This is a genomic window from Rhodococcus sp. 5A-K4, assembly GCF_046097995.1.
In the GTDB taxonomy this organism is placed as follows: Bacteria; Actinomycetota; Actinomycetes; order Mycobacteriales; family Mycobacteriaceae; genus Rhodococcus_F; species Rhodococcus_F erythropolis.
The window spans coordinates 54,536-73,715 of the sequence record NZ_JBJURM010000030.1 but is presented as its reverse complement, the minus strand read 5'-3'; the positions used below and the strand labels follow the sequence as shown (position 1 = coordinate 73,715).

18 protein-coding genes and 1 pseudogene are annotated in these 19,180 nt (G+C 63.2%); 14 read left to right on the top strand and 5 right to left on the bottom strand.

The genetic code is table 11. The features are described from left to right. Together ACKAMS_RS28245 and ACKAMS_RS28240 are read right to left on the bottom strand one after the other, a co-directional pair. Window positions 1–256: pseudogene (locus tag ACKAMS_RS28245) on the bottom strand (hypothetical protein); the annotation flags it as partial. An 80-nt stretch (window positions 257–336) separates the two neighbouring features. Continuing rightward, complete coding sequence (locus ACKAMS_RS28240) at window positions 337–1,257, bottom strand: NADP-dependent oxidoreductase (RefSeq protein WP_021334286.1); 921 nt, start codon at window positions 1,255–1,257, stop codon at window positions 337–339. A gap of 92 nt (window positions 1,258–1,349) precedes the next feature. Between ACKAMS_RS28240 and ACKAMS_RS28235 the strand changes: the two genes are divergently transcribed. The 3 genes from ACKAMS_RS28235 (at window position 1,350) to ACKAMS_RS28225 (ending at window position 5,835) form a co-directional block, all read left to right on the top strand. Next, window positions 1,350–4,166: a DEAD/DEAH box helicase gene (locus ACKAMS_RS28235; protein ID WP_047889200.1), complete on the top strand. Its 2,817-nt coding sequence runs from the start codon at window positions 1,350–1,352 to the stop codon at window positions 4,164–4,166. Beyond that, window positions 4,163–4,936, top strand: a complete 774-nt coding sequence (locus ACKAMS_RS28230; protein ID WP_007726128.1) for an SWIM zinc finger family protein — start codon at window positions 4,163–4,165, stop codon at window positions 4,934–4,936. The genes ACKAMS_RS28235 and ACKAMS_RS28230 overlap by 4 nt, the downstream gene beginning before the upstream one ends. A gap of 149 nt (window positions 4,937–5,085) precedes the next feature. Beyond that, window positions 5,086–5,835 (top strand): GntR family transcriptional regulator, encoded by a 750-nt coding sequence (locus ACKAMS_RS28225; RefSeq protein ID WP_019749216.1) that lies wholly within the window; start codon window positions 5,086–5,088, stop codon window positions 5,833–5,835. A 54-nt stretch (window positions 5,836–5,889) separates the two neighbouring features. Here the strand turns inward: ACKAMS_RS28225 and ACKAMS_RS28220 are convergent, their stop codons facing one another. Both ACKAMS_RS28220 and ACKAMS_RS28215 read right to left on the bottom strand, forming a co-directional pair. Further along, entirely contained in the window at window positions 5,890–6,348 is a 459-nt protein-coding gene (locus tag ACKAMS_RS28220) for a glucose PTS transporter subunit IIA (protein WP_019749215.1), read from the bottom strand. Then, complete coding sequence (locus ACKAMS_RS28215; RefSeq protein WP_003941324.1) at window positions 6,345–6,575, bottom strand: glucose PTS transporter subunit EIIB; 231 nt, start codon at window positions 6,573–6,575, stop codon at window positions 6,345–6,347. Before ACKAMS_RS28215 ends, ACKAMS_RS28220 begins: the two co-directional genes overlap by 4 nt. 327 nt (window positions 6,576–6,902) lie before the next feature. Here ACKAMS_RS28215 and ACKAMS_RS28210 point away from each other — a divergent pair, with 327 nt between their 5' ends. The 11 genes from ACKAMS_RS28210 (at window position 6,903) to ACKAMS_RS28160 (ending at window position 18,490) form a co-directional block, all read left to right on the top strand. Beyond that, a complete protein-coding gene (locus ACKAMS_RS28210; RefSeq protein WP_019749213.1) occupies window positions 6,903–8,246 on the top strand; it encodes a PTS transporter subunit EIIC in 1,344 nt (447 codons plus the stop codon). Window positions 8,247–8,248: 2 nt separating this feature from the next. After that, entirely contained in the window at window positions 8,249–8,518 is a 270-nt protein-coding gene (locus ACKAMS_RS28205; protein ID WP_019749212.1) for an HPr family phosphocarrier protein, read from the top strand. Further along, window positions 8,518–10,191: a phosphoenolpyruvate--protein phosphotransferase gene (ptsP, locus tag ACKAMS_RS28200; RefSeq protein ID WP_041815049.1), complete on the top strand. Its 1,674-nt coding sequence runs from the start codon at window positions 8,518–8,520 to the stop codon at window positions 10,189–10,191. Before ACKAMS_RS28205 ends, ptsP begins: the two co-directional genes overlap by 1 nt. Continuing rightward, window positions 10,188–11,429 (top strand): N-acetylglucosamine-6-phosphate deacetylase, encoded by a 1,242-nt coding sequence (locus ACKAMS_RS28195; RefSeq protein ID WP_408989884.1) that lies wholly within the window; start codon window positions 10,188–10,190, stop codon window positions 11,427–11,429. Before ptsP ends, ACKAMS_RS28195 begins: the two co-directional genes overlap by 4 nt. After that, window positions 11,417–12,196, top strand: coding sequence for a glucosamine-6-phosphate deaminase (gene nagB / locus ACKAMS_RS28190; RefSeq protein WP_021334281.1), 780 nt, complete (start codon window positions 11,417–11,419; stop codon window positions 12,194–12,196). Before ACKAMS_RS28195 ends, nagB begins: the two co-directional genes overlap by 13 nt. A 1-nt stretch (window position 12,197) precedes the next feature. After that, window positions 12,198–12,920 (top strand): copper homeostasis protein CutC, encoded by a 723-nt coding sequence (locus ACKAMS_RS28185; RefSeq protein ID WP_408989883.1) that lies wholly within the window; start codon window positions 12,198–12,200, stop codon window positions 12,918–12,920. Between the two features lie 129 nt (window positions 12,921–13,049). Then, complete coding sequence (locus ACKAMS_RS28180) at window positions 13,050–14,567, top strand: CoA-acylating methylmalonate-semialdehyde dehydrogenase (protein ID WP_070385723.1); 1,518 nt, start codon at window positions 13,050–13,052, stop codon at window positions 14,565–14,567. 14 nt (window positions 14,568–14,581) lie between these two features. Then, the gene (locus ACKAMS_RS28175; RefSeq protein WP_020970066.1) at window positions 14,582–15,742 is read left to right on the top strand and encodes an isobutyryl-CoA dehydrogenase; all 1,161 of its coding nucleotides are present in this window, start codon (window positions 14,582–14,584) and stop codon (window positions 15,740–15,742) included. Continuing rightward, a complete protein-coding gene (locus tag ACKAMS_RS28170) occupies window positions 15,739–16,797 on the top strand; it encodes an enoyl-CoA hydratase/isomerase family protein (RefSeq protein ID WP_019749206.1) in 1,059 nt (352 codons plus the stop codon). The genes ACKAMS_RS28175 and ACKAMS_RS28170 overlap by 4 nt, the downstream gene beginning before the upstream one ends. A gap of 23 nt (window positions 16,798–16,820) precedes the next feature. Beyond that, window positions 16,821–17,714 carry a 3-hydroxyisobutyrate dehydrogenase gene (gene mmsB / locus ACKAMS_RS28165; protein WP_003941308.1) on the top strand — a complete coding sequence of 298 codons (894 nt, stop codon included), beginning with the start codon at window positions 16,821–16,823 and terminating at the stop codon, window positions 17,712–17,714. Then, a complete protein-coding gene (locus ACKAMS_RS28160; protein WP_003941374.1) occupies window positions 17,714–18,490 on the top strand; it encodes an enoyl-CoA hydratase in 777 nt (258 codons plus the stop codon). Before mmsB ends, ACKAMS_RS28160 begins: the two co-directional genes overlap by 1 nt. 93 nt (window positions 18,491–18,583) lie before the next feature. On the opposite strand, the gene ACKAMS_RS28155 is transcribed toward ACKAMS_RS28160, so the two are convergent. Further along, entirely contained in the window at window positions 18,584–19,117 is a 534-nt protein-coding gene (locus ACKAMS_RS28155) for a MarR family winged helix-turn-helix transcriptional regulator (RefSeq protein ID WP_020970065.1), read from the bottom strand. Between the last annotated feature and the right edge of the window lie 63 nt (window positions 19,118–19,180).

Here is a 19,180-nt window from a genome sequence, read left to right as displayed (position 1 = left end):
ACCCCACCCCTTCAGACCTGCACCATTCGGCATTTAGTTCAGTCAACGGGGCCTCGCCGTTACCGCAGCCGCGCTCGTATCCACCCGGATGTGGTCGGTTGTCGACAATCGCGGTCCGGGACAGCAGCGATTCGAGCTCCGATCGTGTCGGGCTGCCCGGGGCCGACTCGAGACGCTCGTCCCCGAACCATCCGCAGGACGCGACGAGACATACGAGCGCGAGCGTCGACAGGATCGCAGATAACCGTGCAACCACCTGTGCCCCCGCCCGTCGTAGACGGTGATTCAACGCCGCCCGTCGTAGAACGTGATTGAACCATCGGGGGCCGACAGAAATCAGCCGAACTCGATCACCACTTTGCCGGCTGAATGGCCGTCTTCGACTGCAGCGAGCGCTTCCCCAGCGCGGGAGAATGGGTAACGGCCGGACACGGACGGGTCGAGGGTCCCGTCGGCCACGAGCGCCGCGACCTCCGTGAATACTGCTGTAGTTCTTCGGCGTTCGACACCACCGCCGCCGAGTCGGCTCGCCGCCAGAGGATCGGCGATGCTCAGGATCGGCGCGTCCGGTCGGGCGAGCTCAGCGCCGCGAGTGAGAGTGTCCCCGCCGACCAGGTCGAAAACCGCGTCCACTCCGCCTGGGGACAACGCGGACACTTCGCCTGCAAAGGCGTCTCCCGACGCAACCCACCGTGCTCCCGCTCCCTCGATCGCGGTTCGCTTGGACTCACTCGCGACGCCGATGACGTCGATGCCGCGAGACACCGCAAGCGCGGTCGTGCTGCGACCAACGCCGCCGCCGGCACCGAGGAGCAGGAGTGTCGCTCCGGGCTTGAGCCCGAGATCGTGGAGAGCGTCGTAAGCCGTTCCCGCCGCAACCGTCAGCACCGCGGCATCGGCCCAGGACACGGTCGGCGGCTTGTGTGCTGCCGACGAGACGTTGAGCAATGTCGACGCGGCGTAGCCGCCGAAGCCGGTAGCGGTAGCGCCGAACACTTCGTCGCCGACCTCGAACTCGGTGACCCGCGGACCTACTCCGATGACAACACCAGACACTTCGCGGCCCAGAACCGCAGGCAGCGTCACCGGGACAGTATCTTTTCGAGTACCCGCGCGAACTTTCCAGTCAGCTGGGTTGACGCCTGCCGCTCGGACCGACACCAGCAGTTGGCCGGCACCCGGTGGGGGCAGGGTGACGTCGAAGTAGGACTGTGTGTCGGGTCCGCCGTACTCGGTGAAGCCGTATGCCGTCGTCATGACTGCCAGCCTATTGCCCAGCCAGATCGGAAGGACGGTCCGGAAGGGTGGTGACGAAGAGCGGTGTCGGTGGCACCTGATTGGATGGTCGGATGCTGCATGGACTCTGGTCACCGGGATCGGGGCTCAAACTGTGGGTCGACGGGCACGACGGTGCCGGAACCGACGATCCGCGAGATCCGGTCAGTGCTGTCCTGCATCGTAAGTTCCGTCATCGTGTGAATGTCGCTATGCCGCCCGTGCCTGGCGGGCCTTTGCAGAGTGAGTACGCAGCTGTTGCGTTGGCGCCGCCGGACGCAGTCGCTCTCCTGCTGCGGTTCAAGGCCGACGATCAGCGAATCGCGGGAGACCTGCACTTTCTCGTGCACGTGGCGCGAGGAATCGACCGTTGGGTGCGCGCCGGCCGGGTGGTGCCGGCGCTGACGCGAGCCGAGGGTAGTTGGTGGCCGCGGTGGCAGTTGTCGGTGGGGGAACGCCAGCGCGCCTGGATCGGCGAATTGGTAGTGGCCATGCCGCCGGTGCAGCGGTCAGTCGGCTCGCCGAGGGCGACGATCGAAGACATCACGAACGAACTCACGGACCCGATCGTCCGTCGTGTTCTCGGTGACTCGCATCCGGTGGTGCAGACCCCGCTGTGGCAGGCCGTGTTGTCCGGGGACGCTTTCGACGACGTGTCGGTACGAGCGGCCGAGGGACTCGCCGAATGGGGGTCGACGTTCACCGCCGGAGAGCCGGACCTGGTTCTGCGGCTGATCGAGCCTGAACTCGACGACAATTCCGATCCCGACGACGATGCGCTGTGGCGTCTGCACGTGTGTTTGCGTCCCGAAGGTGAAGCGCCCGAACGTGTTCGACTGCACCGGGCAGATCCCAAACGTATCCAGCTCGGCAGCCGCAAACTCGAAGAGGCGATCAAGGCTTACCCACGTTTTCGCGACGTGCCGCGCGACGAGGACAGTCTCGACCTGTTGCTGCCCACTCCTGTCGTGATGGACCTGGTCGGACACGGCGCGATAGTCCTGCGAGAGCGAGGGATCACGCTGCTGCTTCCGCGTGCCTGGAACGTGGTGTCTCCATCCCTGCGTGTGCGGGTGACCTCGGCGGCGTCTCCGATCGTTGCGGAGAATCGTACGGTCGGTATGGACCAATTGCTGGAATACGATTGGGAATTGGCGCTCGGAGACAAGGTGCTCACCGCCGAGGAAATGACCCGACTGGTCGATGCGAAGTCCGATCTGGTCCAGTTGCGCGGCGAGTGGGTTCAGGCGGACAAAGACGTCCTGGCCCGCGCGGCTCGTTTTGTCAGTCAGCGGCACTCGAGCGGGGACCGAGCGATTGTCGATCTGATCAAGGATTTGATCGCCGACGACCTCAAAGACCTGCCGGTCGAAGAAGTGAAGGCAACCGGATGGGCCTCTGCACTGCTCGACCAGTCGGTAGCTCCGCGGCAGGTCGCGGTACCGTCGACGGTCAACGCGACTTTGCGTCCGTATCAACGACGCGGTCTCGACTGGTTGGCGTACATGAGTGCTCTCGGGCTCGGCGCGGTACTGGCCGACGACATGGGTCTGGGTAAGACGCTGCAACTGTTGGCGTTACTTGCGCACGAGAAGTCCAAGACAGCAACCCTTTTGGTGTGCCCGATGTCGGTTGTGGGAAACTGGCAGCGTGAATCGGCGCGATTCGTGCCGAGCTTGCGCGTCTACGTTCATCACGGTTCGGATCGCGCTACCGGGGCGGAGTTGGAACAGGCAGTTCGTGAGAGTGACCTGGTGATCACCACCTACGCGCTCATGACCCGCGACGTCGCGGCCCTCAAGGATCTCGACTGGCGGCGCGTAGTGCTCGACGAGGCTCAACACATCAAGAACGCCAAGACATCTCAGGCGAGAGCTGCTCGCAGCATCCCCGCGGATCATCGCGTTGCTCTGACCGGAACGCCGGTGGAGAACCGACTGGACGAGCTGCGGTCAATCCTCGATTTTGCCAATCGCGGGGTACTCGGCTCGGAGCAGATGTTCCGCAAAAGGTTTGTCGTACCGATCGAGCGGGAAAAAGATCAACTTGCCGTCTCGAGACTGCGAGCCGTCACGTCCCCCTTTGTGCTGCGACGGGTCAAGACCGATCCCTCCGTGATCGCGGATCTCCCGGAGAAGTTGGAGATGACGGTTCGAGCGAATCTCAGTGAGGAACAGGCGGCGTTGTACCGCGCCGTGGTGGACGAGATGATGGCGCAGATCAAGGGAACGGAAGGGATGAAGCGCAAAGGCGCCGTCCTGTCTGCGCTGACCAAACTCAAACAGGTGTGCAATCATCCGGCGCACTTCCTGCGCGACGGTTCGCCGGTGATGCGCCGCGGGCAACACCGTTCGGGAAAACTTGGCCTGGTCGAAGATATCGTCGAGTCGGTCACGGCCGATGACGAGAAGGTTCTGTTGTTCACACAGTTTCGTGAGTTCGGGGAATTAGTGGTGCCGTACCTGGCCGACCGGTTCACCACCGAGGTTCCGTTTCTCCACGGCGGCGTGTCCAAAGCTGGACGCGACGCGATGGTCGAGGCATTCCAAGGCGCAGACGGTCCGCCCATCATGGTGCTCTCGCTCAAGGCCGGCGGCACGGGTCTGAATCTCACAGCGGCCAACCATGTGGTTCACCTCGACAGATGGTGGAACCCGGCGGTTGAGAACCAGGCGACGGACCGTGTCTTCCGCATCGGTCAGAGAAAGAACGTGCAGGTCCGCAAGATGGTGTGTGTCGGAACTTTGGAAGAGCGAATCGACACGATGATCGCGAGTAAAAGTGAACTCGCCGAACTTGCAGTCGGGACCGGTGAGAACTGGGTGACGGAGATGAGCGTCGAGCAATTGGACGAGTTGTTGCGACTCGGCGACGACGCGGTGGGCGAATGAGTCCGCGCGGTAAGGGCCCCGATTTCAGCGAGTACACCGGGCCTCGGCGGCGGGCACCTGCGCCGGTCAAGCCTCGTCCAGCGTTCGGGAGAACGTTCTGGGGCAAGGCTTTTGTCCGCGTCGTCGAAGAGATCGGCGACAAACCTCGTGTCACGCGTGGGCGAACGTATGCGCGTTCGGGTCAGGTTTTGGCGCTCGACATCGAACCGGGAGTGGTGACGGCCGAGGTTCAGGGCAGCCAACTTCAACCTTTCGTTTCCACGCTCTCGATCGACACTCTTGATCAATCGGATATCGACGACATCATCACCAAGATCCGCCGAGTGCCGGGAAGCCTTGCCGCGCTGGTGTCCGGCACTGTCCCGGACATGCTTGCTGCCCAACTGATACCGGACGGCCCGTCGGCTTTCCGTTTCGACTGCACCTGCCCCGATGTCGGCTGGCCGTGCAAACACGCTGCGGCCGTGGCGTTCTTGACTGCCGAGCGGATCGACACCGATCCGCTGAGGTTGCTGAGACTTCGCGGGGTCGACCTGGAGCAGTTGATCGGGGGAGTGGAGGACGAGTCGACTGTTCCGGTAGACGTCGAGAATTGGTTCGGAATCGCTGCTGCCCTCCCCGCGCTACCGAAGGTGCAATTTCGACCGGCGATAGACGATCTGGATATCCGCCGTCTGCGTGAGGCGGTTGCGGCACTGGGATTGGACATGGCTCAGCAGAACGTCGCCTTGGACGAAATACGGTCCATCTACCGACGGTTGGACGGTTGAAATCGGACAACTCCGGACTGATGCTAGTTTCCTACCGTGAATTCCAGTATCGTTAATTGGACCGGTCCGGTCGGGACCTGCCCGCGATTTCAGATCGTTATCGTCGGCGAATAGACGACTATTCATTTCTCGGAGGGACAGTCGCTGTGATGCCCGTTCATTTGCGCGACAGCGCAATACCCAAACATGAGCAGTTGCGCACCATTCTCCTGCGCAAGTGCACTCAAGAACTCCAGCCTGGCGACTTGATGACCAGCGAGCGAAACCTGATGCAGGACTACGGCGTCAGTCGGATCACTGTTCGCGAGGCCATCGGCCAGTTGGTCAATGACGGACACCTCGTGCGTGTGCGTGGCAAGGGCACCTTTGTCGCGCACCGCGCTGTCCAGTCCAAGCTGCACCTTGCGTCGTTCACCGAGGAGATGAGGGCCCAGGGGCATCACCCCACCACAGTGGTCCTGGTCAGTGAGCAGGGGCCGGTCCCCGAAAGCACTGCTGCCGCACTGAATATGAGACCGGGTTCCGAGGGGTATCACGTCAAGCGCTTGCGCCTCGCCGACGGCGAGCCGGTGAGTGTGGACGACGGCTGGTTCAATCCGGAACTGTTGCCTGGTCTACTCGACATGGACTTGACGGGTTCGATCTACCGGGCGACCGCTGACAAGTACGACAAGCCGATCGACCGGGCAGAGCAGACTGTCAGTGCAGATGGTGCCAGTACGGAGATCGCGACTCTCCTCGGCACTCGTAAAGGCGCTCCGGTTCTGTACTTCGATCGAGTGTCGTTCAGTGAGATCGCGCCGGTCGAACACACTCGCAGTTGGTACCGATCCGACCGCTACCAGTTGCAGATGGAAGTCCAGGGCCAGGCGCGGCCCAAAACGCGCGGCGACCAATAGCCATCGTTCGAAACGAAAGGGCGAGCACACCTTCCGGTGTGCTCGCCCTTTGCGTTACGCCGACCAGTCGAACAGAGTGTCGCCTGTGGCGACGTCCCCACCGACGGAAGGGGATTCGACGGTGTCCGGTTTGGAATCCATTACGACAACCGGGCAGATCGCCGAGTAGCCGGTCGTGTCGATGTGCGCTGGATCGAAGCTGACAATGGGATCACCCGCATCGACGGTGTCACCCTCGGCGGCGATGAGCGTGAATCCGTCGCCTTCGAGCTTGACCGTGTCGATGCCGATATGGACCAGCACGCCGGTGGCCTTCTCGCCGAAGATCACAAACGCGTGGGGGTGCAGTTTCAGGATCTTTCCGCTGATCGGCGCCACGACCGTGAGCGGGCCTTGACCGCGGGCGGGTTCGATCGCGACGCCCGAGCCGACCATCTGCTGAGCGAACACCGGGTCCGGGACGTCCGCGAGTGCGACGACCCGGCCGGGCAGCGGGGCGAGGACGACCGTCACAGGATGTCCTCGATGTCCTCGGCAAGGGTGTCGGCCTCGGGCCCGACGATGACCTGGACAACCGTTCCGGCTTTGAGCACGCCGTGTGCGCCGGCAGCCTTGAGAGCGGACTCGTTCACCTTCGCTCCGTCCTTGACCTCGGTACGCAGGCGGGTGATGCAAGCCTCGATCTCGACGATGTTCTCTGCGCCGCCGAGGCCCTTGATGATTGCTTCCGCTTTCGACATTTGCTGCTCCTGATTGTCGGGTTGGTCGTGATCGTTGAACGGTCGTACAGGTGGGCTGACTAGTTGCTGGTCAAGGCTATCCCGGTTACGTATGTCACATTTGGGTGTTGACAACTCGCCTCGACCAGGTAAAACTACAACTGGTTATGACCGGACAGTACCCGTTGGAAGTCCGGCTCCACAACAGTTTCGACAAAACGGTTTTGCCCTCACTTCCGAGCATGAACCGTGACCTGCATTTTCACGAAACCTGCACGTGCACGACACCCGAATTTCCAGAACCAGCGGCCGATCGCGACGCGGCCCGGCGAACGAAGAAGGTCCTTGATGACTCTCGAAGACACCCCGAAGAAGGAATCGAAAGTGTTCGCCGGGGTTCAACGCCTCGGCCGAAGCTTGATGCTTCCGATCGCCGTTCTGCCGGCTGCGGGAATCTTGCTCCGCCTCGGCCAGGACGACCTGCTCGGGCGATTCAGTTCGATGCACAGTGCTGCTGCAGTGATCTCTGCAGCAGGACAAGCAGTCTTCACGTGGCTGCCGCTGATCTTCGCCGTCGGTATCGCGATCGGCTGGGCCAAGAAGGCCGACGGCTCGACTGCCTTGGCAGCCGTCGTCGGCTACATGGTGATCGACGGAGTGTTCAAGGCGATGTCGCCCATCGTCCTCGAAGGGAAGACCGACCCGAACGGGGATCAATCACTGATCAACTACGGTGTGCTCGCCGGCATCGTGATGGGCTTGCTGTCGGCGATCTTGTGGCAGCGGTTCTATCGAACGAAGCTTCCCGATTATCTCGGATTCTTCAACGGGCGCAGGCTCGTTCCCATTCTGACAGCGATCACAGGTCTCGTCGTCGGTGTCCTGATGGCATTCGTGTACCCGTTGTTCAACTCCGGATTGAACTGGGTCGGTGAAGCAGTTGCTTCCAATACCGTTGTGGGCGGCGGCATTTACGGCGCAGCGAACCGCCTCCTGATCCCCACCGGCTTGCATCACATCTTGAACTCCGCCGTGTGGTTCCTGATCGGCGACTACCAGGACGCGAGCGGACAGATCGTTCGCGGCGACCTCAACCGGTTCTTCGCCGGCGACCCATCTGCCGGCACGTTCATGACCGGCTTCTTCCCGATCATGATGTTCGCCCTCCCCGCTGCAGCCTTCGCAATCTGGCGCAACGCCAAGCCTTCTCAGAAGAAGCTCGTCGGCGGCATCATGCTCTCCACCGGCCTGACTGCTTTCCTCACCGGTATCACCGAGCCGCTCGAATTCTCCTTCATGTTCGTCGCGTGGCCGCTGTACGTCATCCACTCGCTCCTGACCGGAACGTCGATGGCCTTGGTCAATGCGCTGGGGATTCACGACGGATTCACGTTCTCCGCAGGCTTCTTCGACTACGTGTTGAACTTCGGCAAGGCCACCAACGCGTGGATGTTGATCCCGATCGGACTCGGCTACGCCGTGATCTACTACTTCCTTTTCAGCTTCGTCATCAAGAAGTGGAATCTGCGCACGCCGGGACGAGAAGAAGAGGTCGAGGTGGCCGCAGGTGAGCCCGACGCCGCGCTGCTCGAGGCCGAACTGGCACTGGCTGCCGAAGGTGACAGCCGCACCGACGCCCCGCTCGTCGCCGAACTGGAAAACAAGCTCGACAAGGAACTGGGAGGACGCTGACCATGGCGATCGCAACCACGACAATCGGATCCCGAGTCGGACTCCACGCACGACCCGCAGCGCTCTTCGCGCGCGCCGCGGCCGACCTGCCGGTCGACGTCACCATCTCGCTGGGCGACGGCGAACCCGTCGACGCCTCCAGCATGTTGTCTGTCATGACTCTCGGTGCCGCATTTGGGGATTCGGTGACCTTGCGTGCTGACGGTGACGGCGCCGATGCTGCGGTCGGTTCGCTCGCAGAGCTTCTCGCCTCCGAACTGGACGAAGCCTGATGACGGCGAGTGTGGACAACCGCATCGCGGGTATCGGAGTGAGCGCGGGTTCGGTCTGTGCGCCGTGGTTGCGATTCTCCACGCCTGAGCCGACTTCGGCGTCGGACCCGATCACCGGCAGTCCCGAGGCGGAGCTGATCAGGATCCGTGAGGCACTGGACGCCGTCGCGGAGGAACTGCTCTCGCGTGCAGAGACAGTCGAGGGCGTGTCGGCGGAGATCCTGACGACGTCGGCTGCGATGGCGCGCGATGCGGGCATCGTGAAGGCGGCCAAGGCGAACCTGGAATCGGGGTTGCCGACCGCACACGCCGTCGCAGTTGCCTTCGACGCATTCTGTGAAAAGCTCACGGCGCTCGGTGGGTACATGGCCGAGCGGGCAACGGATTTGCGCGATCTCGGGCAGCGAGCCGTGGCCGTTCTTCGCGGGGAACCGATGCCCGGAATCCCCGCTCCCGGTCATCCGTACATCCTGGTGGCGCGCGACCTCGCTCCGGCAGATACAGCGACGTTGGGCAACAGTGACGTGGTCGGATTGTTGACTGCCGAAGGAGGTCCGACCAGCCACACCGCAATCTTGGCGAAGTCGCTCGGAATCCCGGCCGTGGTCAACTGCTCGGGAACCGATCTGCTGGCGGAGGGAAAACTCCTCATCCTCGACGGCACCACCGGGACGGTCACCATCGATCCCTCGGCAGAAATGCGCGAGCGCGCTGTCCTCGAAGCATCGTTCGTGGCAGAGCAGTCGGCTTCGGCACATGGTCCAGGACGCACGCGTGACGGGTTTGCGGTGAGGTTGTCGGCCAACATCGGAACCCTCGAGGACGCCGCGCGGGCCGGGGCGGCGGATTGTGAGGGCGTCGGACTGTTCCGTACCGAATTCTCGTATCTCGGGCGCCACGACGCACCTTCGGTGGAGGAGCAAGCGCAGACGTATGCGTCGGTGCTCGGGCACTTCGCCGGACAGAAGGTGGTGGTCCGCACTCTCGATTCGGGTTCGGACAAGCCGTTGCCGTTTCTCGATCTCGGGGTCGAGGAGAATCCGGCCCTTGGTGTCCGCGGGCTCCGTGTCGGCACGGTCTATCCCGACACCCTCATCAGTCAGCTCGACGCCCTCGCGGCGGCAGGCAACGCGACGGGCGCCGATCTGTGGGTGATGGCGCCGATGGTAGCCACTGCCGACGAGGCGAAAGACTTTGCAGAACTTGCGCGTTCGCGGGGGATCGGCAAGGTCGGAGCAATGATCGAGATTCCAGCTGCAGCGTTGCGAGCGAAGGATATCCTCGAGCACCTCGATTTTGTCAGTATCGGCACCAACGATCTGAGCCAGTACACCTGCGCCGTGGATCGTATGGCCGGAGGCCTGGCGCAACTGCTCGATCCGTGGCAGCCGGCGGTCCTCGATCTGATCGCGATGGTCGGTCAGGCGGGCGCCGACGCCGGGAAACCTGTTGGTGTGTGCGGAGAATCCGCGTCGGACCCGCTGTTGGCTCCGGTTCTGGTCGGTTTGGGCGTGACGAGTCTGTCGATGTCGGTCCCGGCATTGGGCGCAGTTCGCGCGCAACTGGCCTCTCTCGATCTGGCGGTGTGCAAGGACATGGCCGCTGCGGCGCGGGGCGCGCGAAACCCGCTCGAGGGTAGAGCAGCTGTCGCGCGGATTCGCGAGTCAGCATGAGTACATCAGGCTCGGCTGCTGCCGGCGATCCGCTCGTACTGCGGGGAACGGTGATCGGATCTCCGATCGGCAAGATTCACGACGGAGTTGTGGTCGCGGACGGTGAGAAGATCAGCTGGGTCGGCTCGGCTGCGGACTACGTGGCGTCCGCACCGGTCGTCGTCATTCCGGAACGCACCGACACGGTGATCATGCCCGGCCTGATCGATGTGCACAGCCACGGCGCAGCTGGTGCTGGTTTCCCGAACACCGACGCCGATGGTGCGAGCCGCGCTGCGGCGCACCATGGTGAGCACGGCACGACCGGAATGCTGGCCAGCCTGGTCTCTGCACCGCGCGCAGATCTGGTCCGACAAGCAACGATGCTCGCCGATCTGGTCGAACGCGGAGAACTTCTGGGTATCCACCTCGAGGGGCCGTTCATCAACGGCGTTCGCTGCGGTGCCCAGGATCCGGCGGCGATCGTGCCCGGCGATCCGGACCTTCTCGAAGCCGTCTGTGACGCTGCGCGGGGGACCGTGCGGTCCATGACCTTGGCGCCCGAGACCGAGAACTTCGAAGAGTTGCTCGCGATCATGCGTCATCGCAATATCGTGCCGAGTTTCGGTCACACCGATGCGGACGCGGCAACGACATCGGCGCGCATCGATGCTGCGGTGCACGGGGATTGGGCCGGTCAGATCAGCGCAACCCACCTCTTCAACGGGATGCCGCCCCTGCACCATCGATCTCCGGGTCCCGTCGCGGCGTGCCTGGCGGCTGCCGCGAGAGGCGAGATGGTGGTGGAACTGATCGCAGACGGTGTGCATCTTGCGCCCGAGACCGTGTCGATGGTCTTCGACGCTGTCGGACCGGACCAGATCGCCTTGGTCAGTGATTCGATGGCCGCGGCCGGAATGGACGACGGCGACTACCAACTCGGTGCGCTCGACGTCACGGTTGCCGACGGAGTGGCAAGACTCGCGACCACCGACGGCAGTTCCGGTGCCATCGCCGGAGGGACCGCGAGGGTGCTCGACGTGCTGCGTAGCACCGTCTTCGACGGCGGCGTCGCGCTGGAAGACGCTGTCGCAGCGGCAACTCGGAGCCCAGCGCGTCTGCTGGGACTTGGCGACCTGATCGGATCGCTGGCCGTGGGCTGCCGAGCCGACATCGTGGTCACCGATCGTCAATTGCGCCTGGGGCGTGTACTACTCGGCGGAAAAGCCGCCGGAAAGGAAAAATCATGGAAATCGTAATTCAGCCGACACCCGCGGAGGTCGACTCGACCGTCGCGGACATCGTCGAAGGCTACGTCAGAGCCGGGGCGACGACGCTTGGGCTTGCAACGGGGTCGTCGCCGATCGGAACCTATCGTGAACTGGCAGCGAGGCATCGCGATGCCGAACTCGACTTCTCGCTGGCTCGGGCGTTTCTGCTCGACGAGTACCTGGGATTGCCGAAACGCCATCCGCAGTCGTACTACTCGGTGATTCGGTCGGAATTCGTCGATCACGTCAATCTGGATCCGGCGATGGTGTCGAGTCCCAACGGTGAAGCGCCGTGCCCGGAGAAAGAGATCGCACGATACGACCAGAGCATCGCGGCGGCCGGGGGAGTGGACGTGCAGTTGCTCGGCATCGGCACCGACGGTCACATCGGCTTCAACGAGCCAGGGTCGTCGTTGACCTCGAGAACTCGCGTGAAGACGCTGACCGAGCAGACCCGGATCGACAACGCACGGTTCTTCGACGGGGTGGACGACGTCCCACACCATGTGCTCACCCAGGGTCTCGGAACCATCAGCGATGCAAGGCATCTGGTGATGATCGCGACCGGAGAAGGTAAGGCCGATGCGATCGCCGCAGCCGTCGAAGGTCCGTTGTCTGCGTTCTGCCCGGCTTCGGTGATGCAATTGCATCGCCATGTCACCGTCGTGATCGACGAAGCTGCGGCCAGTTCGCTCAAACTTGCCGACTACTACCGGTATGCGCTCGAGCACAAGCCGTCGTGGCAGTCCTTCTGACATGACGGTTCTGGAGCTGGCGGTGCAGGACGTGCGGGGGGCGAGGATCGCACGTTCGGTAGGAGCGACTCGAGTCGAGTTGTGTGCGGCGCTCGGTCCGACGGGGGGATTGACGCCAAGCAATGGAGTGATCGAGGCAGCGTCGGAAGTGGGGATCGCGGTTCACCCGCTGATCCGTCCGCGCGCCGGAGGTTTTGTGTTCTCACCCGACGAAGTGTGGGTGATGGAGCACGACGTACGTGCGGCCGTGGCCGGTGGAGCTTCCGGCATCGTGGTCGGCGCGCTGACAGAAGACAATACGATCGACACCGTCGTGCTGCGGCGCGTCATCGGATGCGTGGACCGTGCGAGGGTCGAGGTGACGGTACATCGTGCGATGGACGTGGTGGCCGACCGACTGACCGCGCTGGACGAACTGATCGACCTGGGCGTGACCCGCGTGCTGACGTCCGGGGGTGCGGATACCTGCAGCGAGGGTCTCGACGAGATCGGTCGAATGGTCGAACATGCCGCAGGCCGGATCCAGATCATGGCCGGTGGCGGAATAACCGTCGACGACATCCCGGCAATCGCCGCCGTCGGCGTCGATGCGGTGCATCTCTCGGCACGCAAGGTTGTCGCGGGGTCCGGTGGCCCGGGCGGGGGATCGGACGGATACGACGTCACCGATGCAGTAGTCGCGCAGGAAGCGGCAGCCGCGCTCCGCGCTGTGCGCCTTTATTAACCCCCCGCGGTTAATAAAGGCGCACAGCCCTTGGGCTCTAGACATACATGGACATCCAACTATAGGATGGTAGACATATTCACTGCTGCCTCCTGGGTGGTCCATACGAGCAAGGAACGGGTTAGCACAATGGTTGAAAATGCGACGGTTCACGAGTTGACGCACTTCGTCGGTGGCAAGCGTGTTCCCGGGACATCTGATCGATTTGCGGACGTGTTCGATCCCAACACCGGCAAGGTGCAGGCCCGCGTCCCCCTCGCGAGCAAGGCCGAGACCGAAGCCATCATCGCCAATGCCGAAGAGGCGCAGCAGGTGTGGGCAGCATTCAACCCGCAGAAGCGCGCCCGCGTGCTGATGAAGTTCCTGCAGCTCGCTCAGGCCGAGATGGATTCTCTGGCCCGCCTCCTCTCGTCCGAGCACGGCAAGACCGTCGCCGACGCCAGGGGTGACATCCAGCGTGGCCTCGAGGTCATCGAGTTCGCAGTCGGCGCTCCGCACCTGCTCAAGGGTGAATTCACCGAGAGTGCCGGCACCGGCATCGACGTGTACTCCATGCGTCAGCCGCTCGGCGTCGTCGCAGGCATCACGCCCTTCAACTTCCCCGCGATGATCCCGCTGTGGAAGGCCGGCCCCGCCCTCGCCGCCGGTAACGCCTTCATCCTCAAGCCCTCCGAGCGTGACCCCTCCGTCCCGCTGCGACTGGCCGAGCTGTTCCTCGAAGCCGGACTGCCTGCGGGTGTGTTCAACGTGGTCAACGGTGACAAGGAAGTTGTCGACGTCCTGCTCACCGACGACCGCATCAAGGCTGTCGGCTTCGTCGGCTCCACGCCGATCGCTCAGTACATCTACGAGACGGCCGCAGCTCACGGCAAGCGCGCACAGTGCTTCGGTGGCGCCAAGAACCACGCCATCGTCATGCCGGACGCCGACCTCGACGAGGTTGCCGACGCCCTGATCGGTGCAGGCTACGGCAGTGCCGGTGAGCGTTGCATGGCCATCTCGGTTGCCGTTCCCGTCGGCGAGGAGACCGCGGACGCTCTTGTCGCGAAGCTGAAGGAGCGCGTCGCGAAGCTCAAGATCGGTCGCAGTGACGACGAAGGCGTCGATTTCGGACCGCTCGTTTGCCAGGATGCCCTCGACCGCGTCAACAACTACGTGCAGATCGGCATCGACGAGGGCGCAACGGCAGTCGTCGACGGCCGCGGCTTCACCCTCGAAGGCCACGAAGGTGGATTCTTCGCCGGCGCAACTCTGTTCGACAACGTCACCTCGGACATGCGCATCTACAAGGAAGAGATCTTCGGACCCGTCCTTCAGGTAGTCCGCGCTGCCGATTACGAAGAGGCACTGCGTCTTCCGACCGAACACGAGTACGGCAACGGCGTCTCCATCTTCACCCGCGACGGCGACACCGCGCGTGACTTCACCGCTCGCGTCAACGTCGGCATGGTCGGCGTCAACGTGCCGATTCCGGTCCCGATCGCGTACCACACCTTCGGTGGCTGGAAGCGCTCCGGATTCGGTGACCTGAACCAGCACGGTCCCGACTCCTTCCGCTTCTACACCAAGACCAAGACCGTGACGCAGCGCTGGCCTTCCGGCAAGAAGGAAGAGACCAATCACTTCGTCATCCCCACGATGAACTGATCGGAACACTTTCCATGTTTACTCTGACCGATGACGAGCGGGCGATTCGTGACACTGCCCGCGACTTCGCGGCCGAGCATCTGGCGCCCAACGCAGTGGAGTGGGATCAAACCAAGCATTTCCCGGTGGACGTCCTCCGTAAGGCGGCGTCCCTGGGAATGGGCGGGATCTACATTCGTGAAGACGTGGGCGGCAGTGAGCTGAGCCGCGTCGACGCTGCCCGGATCTTCGAAGAGCTGGCCAAGGGCGATCCGTCGATCGCCGCGTACATCTCCATCCACAACATGGTCACGTGGATGATCGACCAGTTCGGCAACGACGAACAGCGCCACAAGTGGGTCCCCGGACTCTGCTCGATGGATCAACTGGGCAGCTACTGCCTCACCGAACCCGGCGCTGGCTCCGATGCTGCGGGCTTGAGCACCAAGGCCGTTCGTGACGGCGACGACTACATCCTCAACGGCGTCAAGCAGTTCATCTCCGGCGCAGGCACTTCCGACGTGTACGTCGTGATGGCACGCACCGGATCTGCCGGTGCCAAGGGGATCTCGGCGTTCATCGTGCCCAAGGATTCGCCCGGACTGTCGTTCGGTGCCAACGAGGTCAAGATGGGCTGGAACGCGCAGCCCACCCGTCAGGTGATCTTCGAAGACGTGCGAGTTCCTGCCGCCAACATGCTCGGTGAAGAGGGCAGCGGCTTCCGCATCGCTATGAAGGGTCTCAACGGCGGCCGGCTGAACATCGCCGCCTGCTCGGTCGGTGGGGCCCAGACAGCGCTGGAGAAGGCAGTCGCATATCTGGTGGACCGCAAAGCTTTCGGTTCGGCACTGATCGAGTCGCAGGCCCTGCAGTTCCAGCTCGCCGACATGCGTACCGAACTCGAAGCGGCCAGGACGTTGCTGTGGCGCGCCGCTGCCGCACTCGAAGACGGAGCGTCCGACGTCGTGGAGTTGTGTGCGATGGCCAAGCGCTTCGCCACCGACACCGGATTCGACGTAGCCAACAAGGCTCTCCAGCTTCACGGCGGGTACGGCTATCTTGCTGAGTACGGGATCGAGAAGATCGTCCGCGATCTTCGGGTTCATCAGATCCTCGAAGGCAGCAACGAGATCATGAGGGTGGTCATCGCGCGAAGCGTGGTCGCATCAGGTCAGGGAAAGCAAGGAGCAGCATGAGCGACGAGCTCGAGGTATTGATCGAAAAGCGTGACGGACTGGGGCTCATCACCCTCAACCGGCCCAAGGCGATCAACGCCCTCAACCACTCGATGGTCAAGGCGATGGCCAAGGCACTCGCGGAATGGAAGTCCGACGACGACGTCAAGGCGGTCGTACTCACGGGCGCCGGCGAGCGTGGTCTGTGCGCCGGCGGCGACATCGTCTCGATCTACCACGACGCCAAGGACGGCAAGACCGGTTCGCTCGATTTCTGGCGTGAGGAGTACATCCTCAATTCCGAGATCGCGAACTACCCGAAGCCGTACGTCGCAATCATGGACGGGATCGTCATGGGCGGCGGCGTCGGAGTGTCCGCACACGGCGACATTCGCATCGTGACCGAGCGCTCGATGATCGGAATGCCCGAGACCGGAATCGGTTTCATCCCTGACGTGGGCGGAACTTACCTGCTCTCGCGTGCTCCCGGTGAACTCGGAACGCACATCGCGCTCACCACGGCGCGACTGAGCGCCGGCGATGCCATCGCAGCAGGCTTCGCGGATCACTTCATCCCGTCGGAGAACATCGAGACGTTCATCGCCGCACTCGCGTCGTCTTCGGTTGCCGACGCCGTGGCGCAGTACGCGGAGCCGGCTCCGGTGTCGGAACTGTTGGCCCAGCAGAGCTGGATCGACGCCGCGTACTCTGCCGACGACGTCTCCACCATCGTCGAGCGTCTTCGAGCGAGTGGAATCCCCGAGGCGGAGAAGGCAGCGGAGCAGATTCTCGGCAAGTCTCCGATTGCACTGTCGGTGACCCTGCGATCCCTGCGACATGCCAAGGAAGCAGCAAGCTTGGAAGAAGTCCTCAACGAGGAGTTCCGGGTCTCGACGGCAGCGCTCGCCTCACACGACCTGGTCGAGGGTATTCGCGCCCAGGTAGTCGAGAAGGACCGAAACCCGAAGTGGTTGCCGGCAACCCTCGAAGATGTCACGGCTGAATCCGTCGATGCCTACTTCGCCCCGCTGGGCGACAACGAGCTCGGACTCACCCCTCAACCGCAAGGCAACTGATCACCGCCGAAGGAGCATCACTAATGAGCACCATTGGATTTATCGGACTCGGTCACATGGGTGGCCCGATGGCGGCCAATCTCGTCAAGGCCGGACACAAGGTCGTCGGTTTCGATCTGGCACCCGCGGCGCTGGAGCAGGCAGTCAAAGACGGTGCATCGGTAGCGGATTCGGCGGTCGACGCCGTTCGCGGTGCCGACGTCGTGATCACGATGCTGCCGAGCGGTAAGCATGTTCTGGGTCTGTACGAAGAGCTGCTGCCGGTGGCAACACCGGGCACGCTGTTCATCGACTGTTCCACCATCGACGTCGCCGACGCCCGCGAGGCACACGACAAGGCCGAAGCGGCCGGTCACCGCAGCGTCGACGCACCGGTCTCCGGTGGAGTCGTCGGGGCTACCGCAGGCACGCTGGCATTCATGGTCGGCGGTTCCGAAGCTGACTTCCAGGCCGCGTCACCGTTGCTGGACGTGATGGGCCGCAAGGTCGTTCACTGCGGCGACGCCGGTGTCGGCCAGGCTGCCAAGATCTGCAACAACATGATCCTCGGCATTTCGATGATCGCGATCAGCGAGGCATTCGTGCTGGGCGAGAAGCTCGGCCTGAGCAACCAGGCGCTCTTCGACGTGGCGTCCAACGCCTCGGGGCAGTGCTGGGCACTGACCACCAACTGCCCGGTACCGGGACCGGTGCCCACCAGCCCGGCCAACAACGACTACCAGCCCGGCTTTGCTGTCGCGCTGATGGACAAGGACCTCGGTCTGGCTGCAAATGCGCTGCGCAACAACGGCGTCGATGCGGAGATCGGGCTCAAGGCCGCGGAACTCTACAGTCGCTTCCACGCCGCGGGCGGTGGCGGTCAGGACTTCTCTGCCATCATCAACGACATCCGTGACCGTTCGACCGAAGGACAGTAGTGACCGACTTCAACACCATCATCCTCGAGCGTAAGGGTCGCGTCGGCGTCATCACGCTCAACCGCCCGAAGGCTCTCAACGCCCTGAACTCCGAGCTGATGAACGAGGTCGTCGCCGCGGTTGCCGACCTCGAAGCGGACAACGGCATCGGAGCCATCCTGATCACCGGTTCCGAGCGCGCCTTCGCCGCCGGCGCCGACATCAAGGAAATGCAGTCCAAGACGTACATGGACGCATACGTCGAAGATTTCTTCACCCCGTGGGACCGCGTCGCAGCCGCTCGTAAGCCGCTGATCGCCGCCGTCTCCGGGTACGCGCTCGGTGGTGGCTGCGAACTGGCGATGCTCTGCGATTTCATCATCGCTTCGGATACCGCGAAGTTCGGCCAGCCCGAGATCAAGCTCGGTGTCATTCCGGGTATCGGTGGCTCACAGCGCCTTACGCGCGCCGTGGGTAAGGCCAAGGCCATGGAGCTGTGCCTGACCGGCCGCAACATGGACGCAGAAGAGGCCGAGCGCGCAGGCCTGGTTGCCCGGATCGTTCCGGCCGCCGATCTGCTCGACGACGCATTGAAGACCGCAACCACCATCGCCGAGATGTCGCTGCCGATTGCGATGATGGCCAAGGAAGCGGTCAACCGTTCCTTCGAGACCACACTCGCCGAGGGCGTCCGCTTCGAGCGTCGGGTGTTCCACTCGACCTTCGCGACGGAGGATCAGAAGGAAGGCATGACCGCGTTCGTGGAGAAGCGGTCCGCCGAGTTCAAGCACCGCTGAAATTCGTTAGCGCTGAACTTTCGAACAGCTGAAACTGCCCTCACACTCGTCGAGAGTGTGAGGGCAGTTTCTTTGTGTGTACGGGTCGTCGGTTCACCACTTGGTGGGCGCGCCGCCGGTGTCGAAGTCACCCGCAGTCTTGCGAAGTTCAGTGAGGATCGTCACCAATTGCTCGAGCTTGTCCTGCTGGAGCCCGGGGTGTGCGAACACTTTGCTGTTGAGCATTTCAGTGGCTTCGAGGGCCAGCGCGCGACCCGCGTCGGAGATCTCGATGAGCGTCGCACGTCGATCGCTGGGATGCGGGACCCGCCTGACCAACTCCGCTTTCTCCAAACGGTCGACGGCATTGGTGACGCTGGTGGGGTGAACCTGGAGTCGGGCACTTGCCTTGGCCATCGGGAGTGCGCCCGACCTGGTGAAGGTGAGAAGCGTCAGCAGTTCGTAGCGGGCGAAGGTCAGCCCGAGAGGCTTGAGTACCTCTTCGACCCGCGCCATCATGATCTGTTGCGCACGCATCACCGACGTGACCGCAGCCATACCGTCGGCGACATCGCTCCAACCGTGCTTCGTCCACTGACGATGCGCCTCTTCGATGGGGTCGAGGGGGAGCGGCGCGGGGGGAGACATAAGTTCGATCATCCCATGCTGGCAAGCGGTCGGGTGCCTTGTCTGATTGTGTGTCGCAGCCGC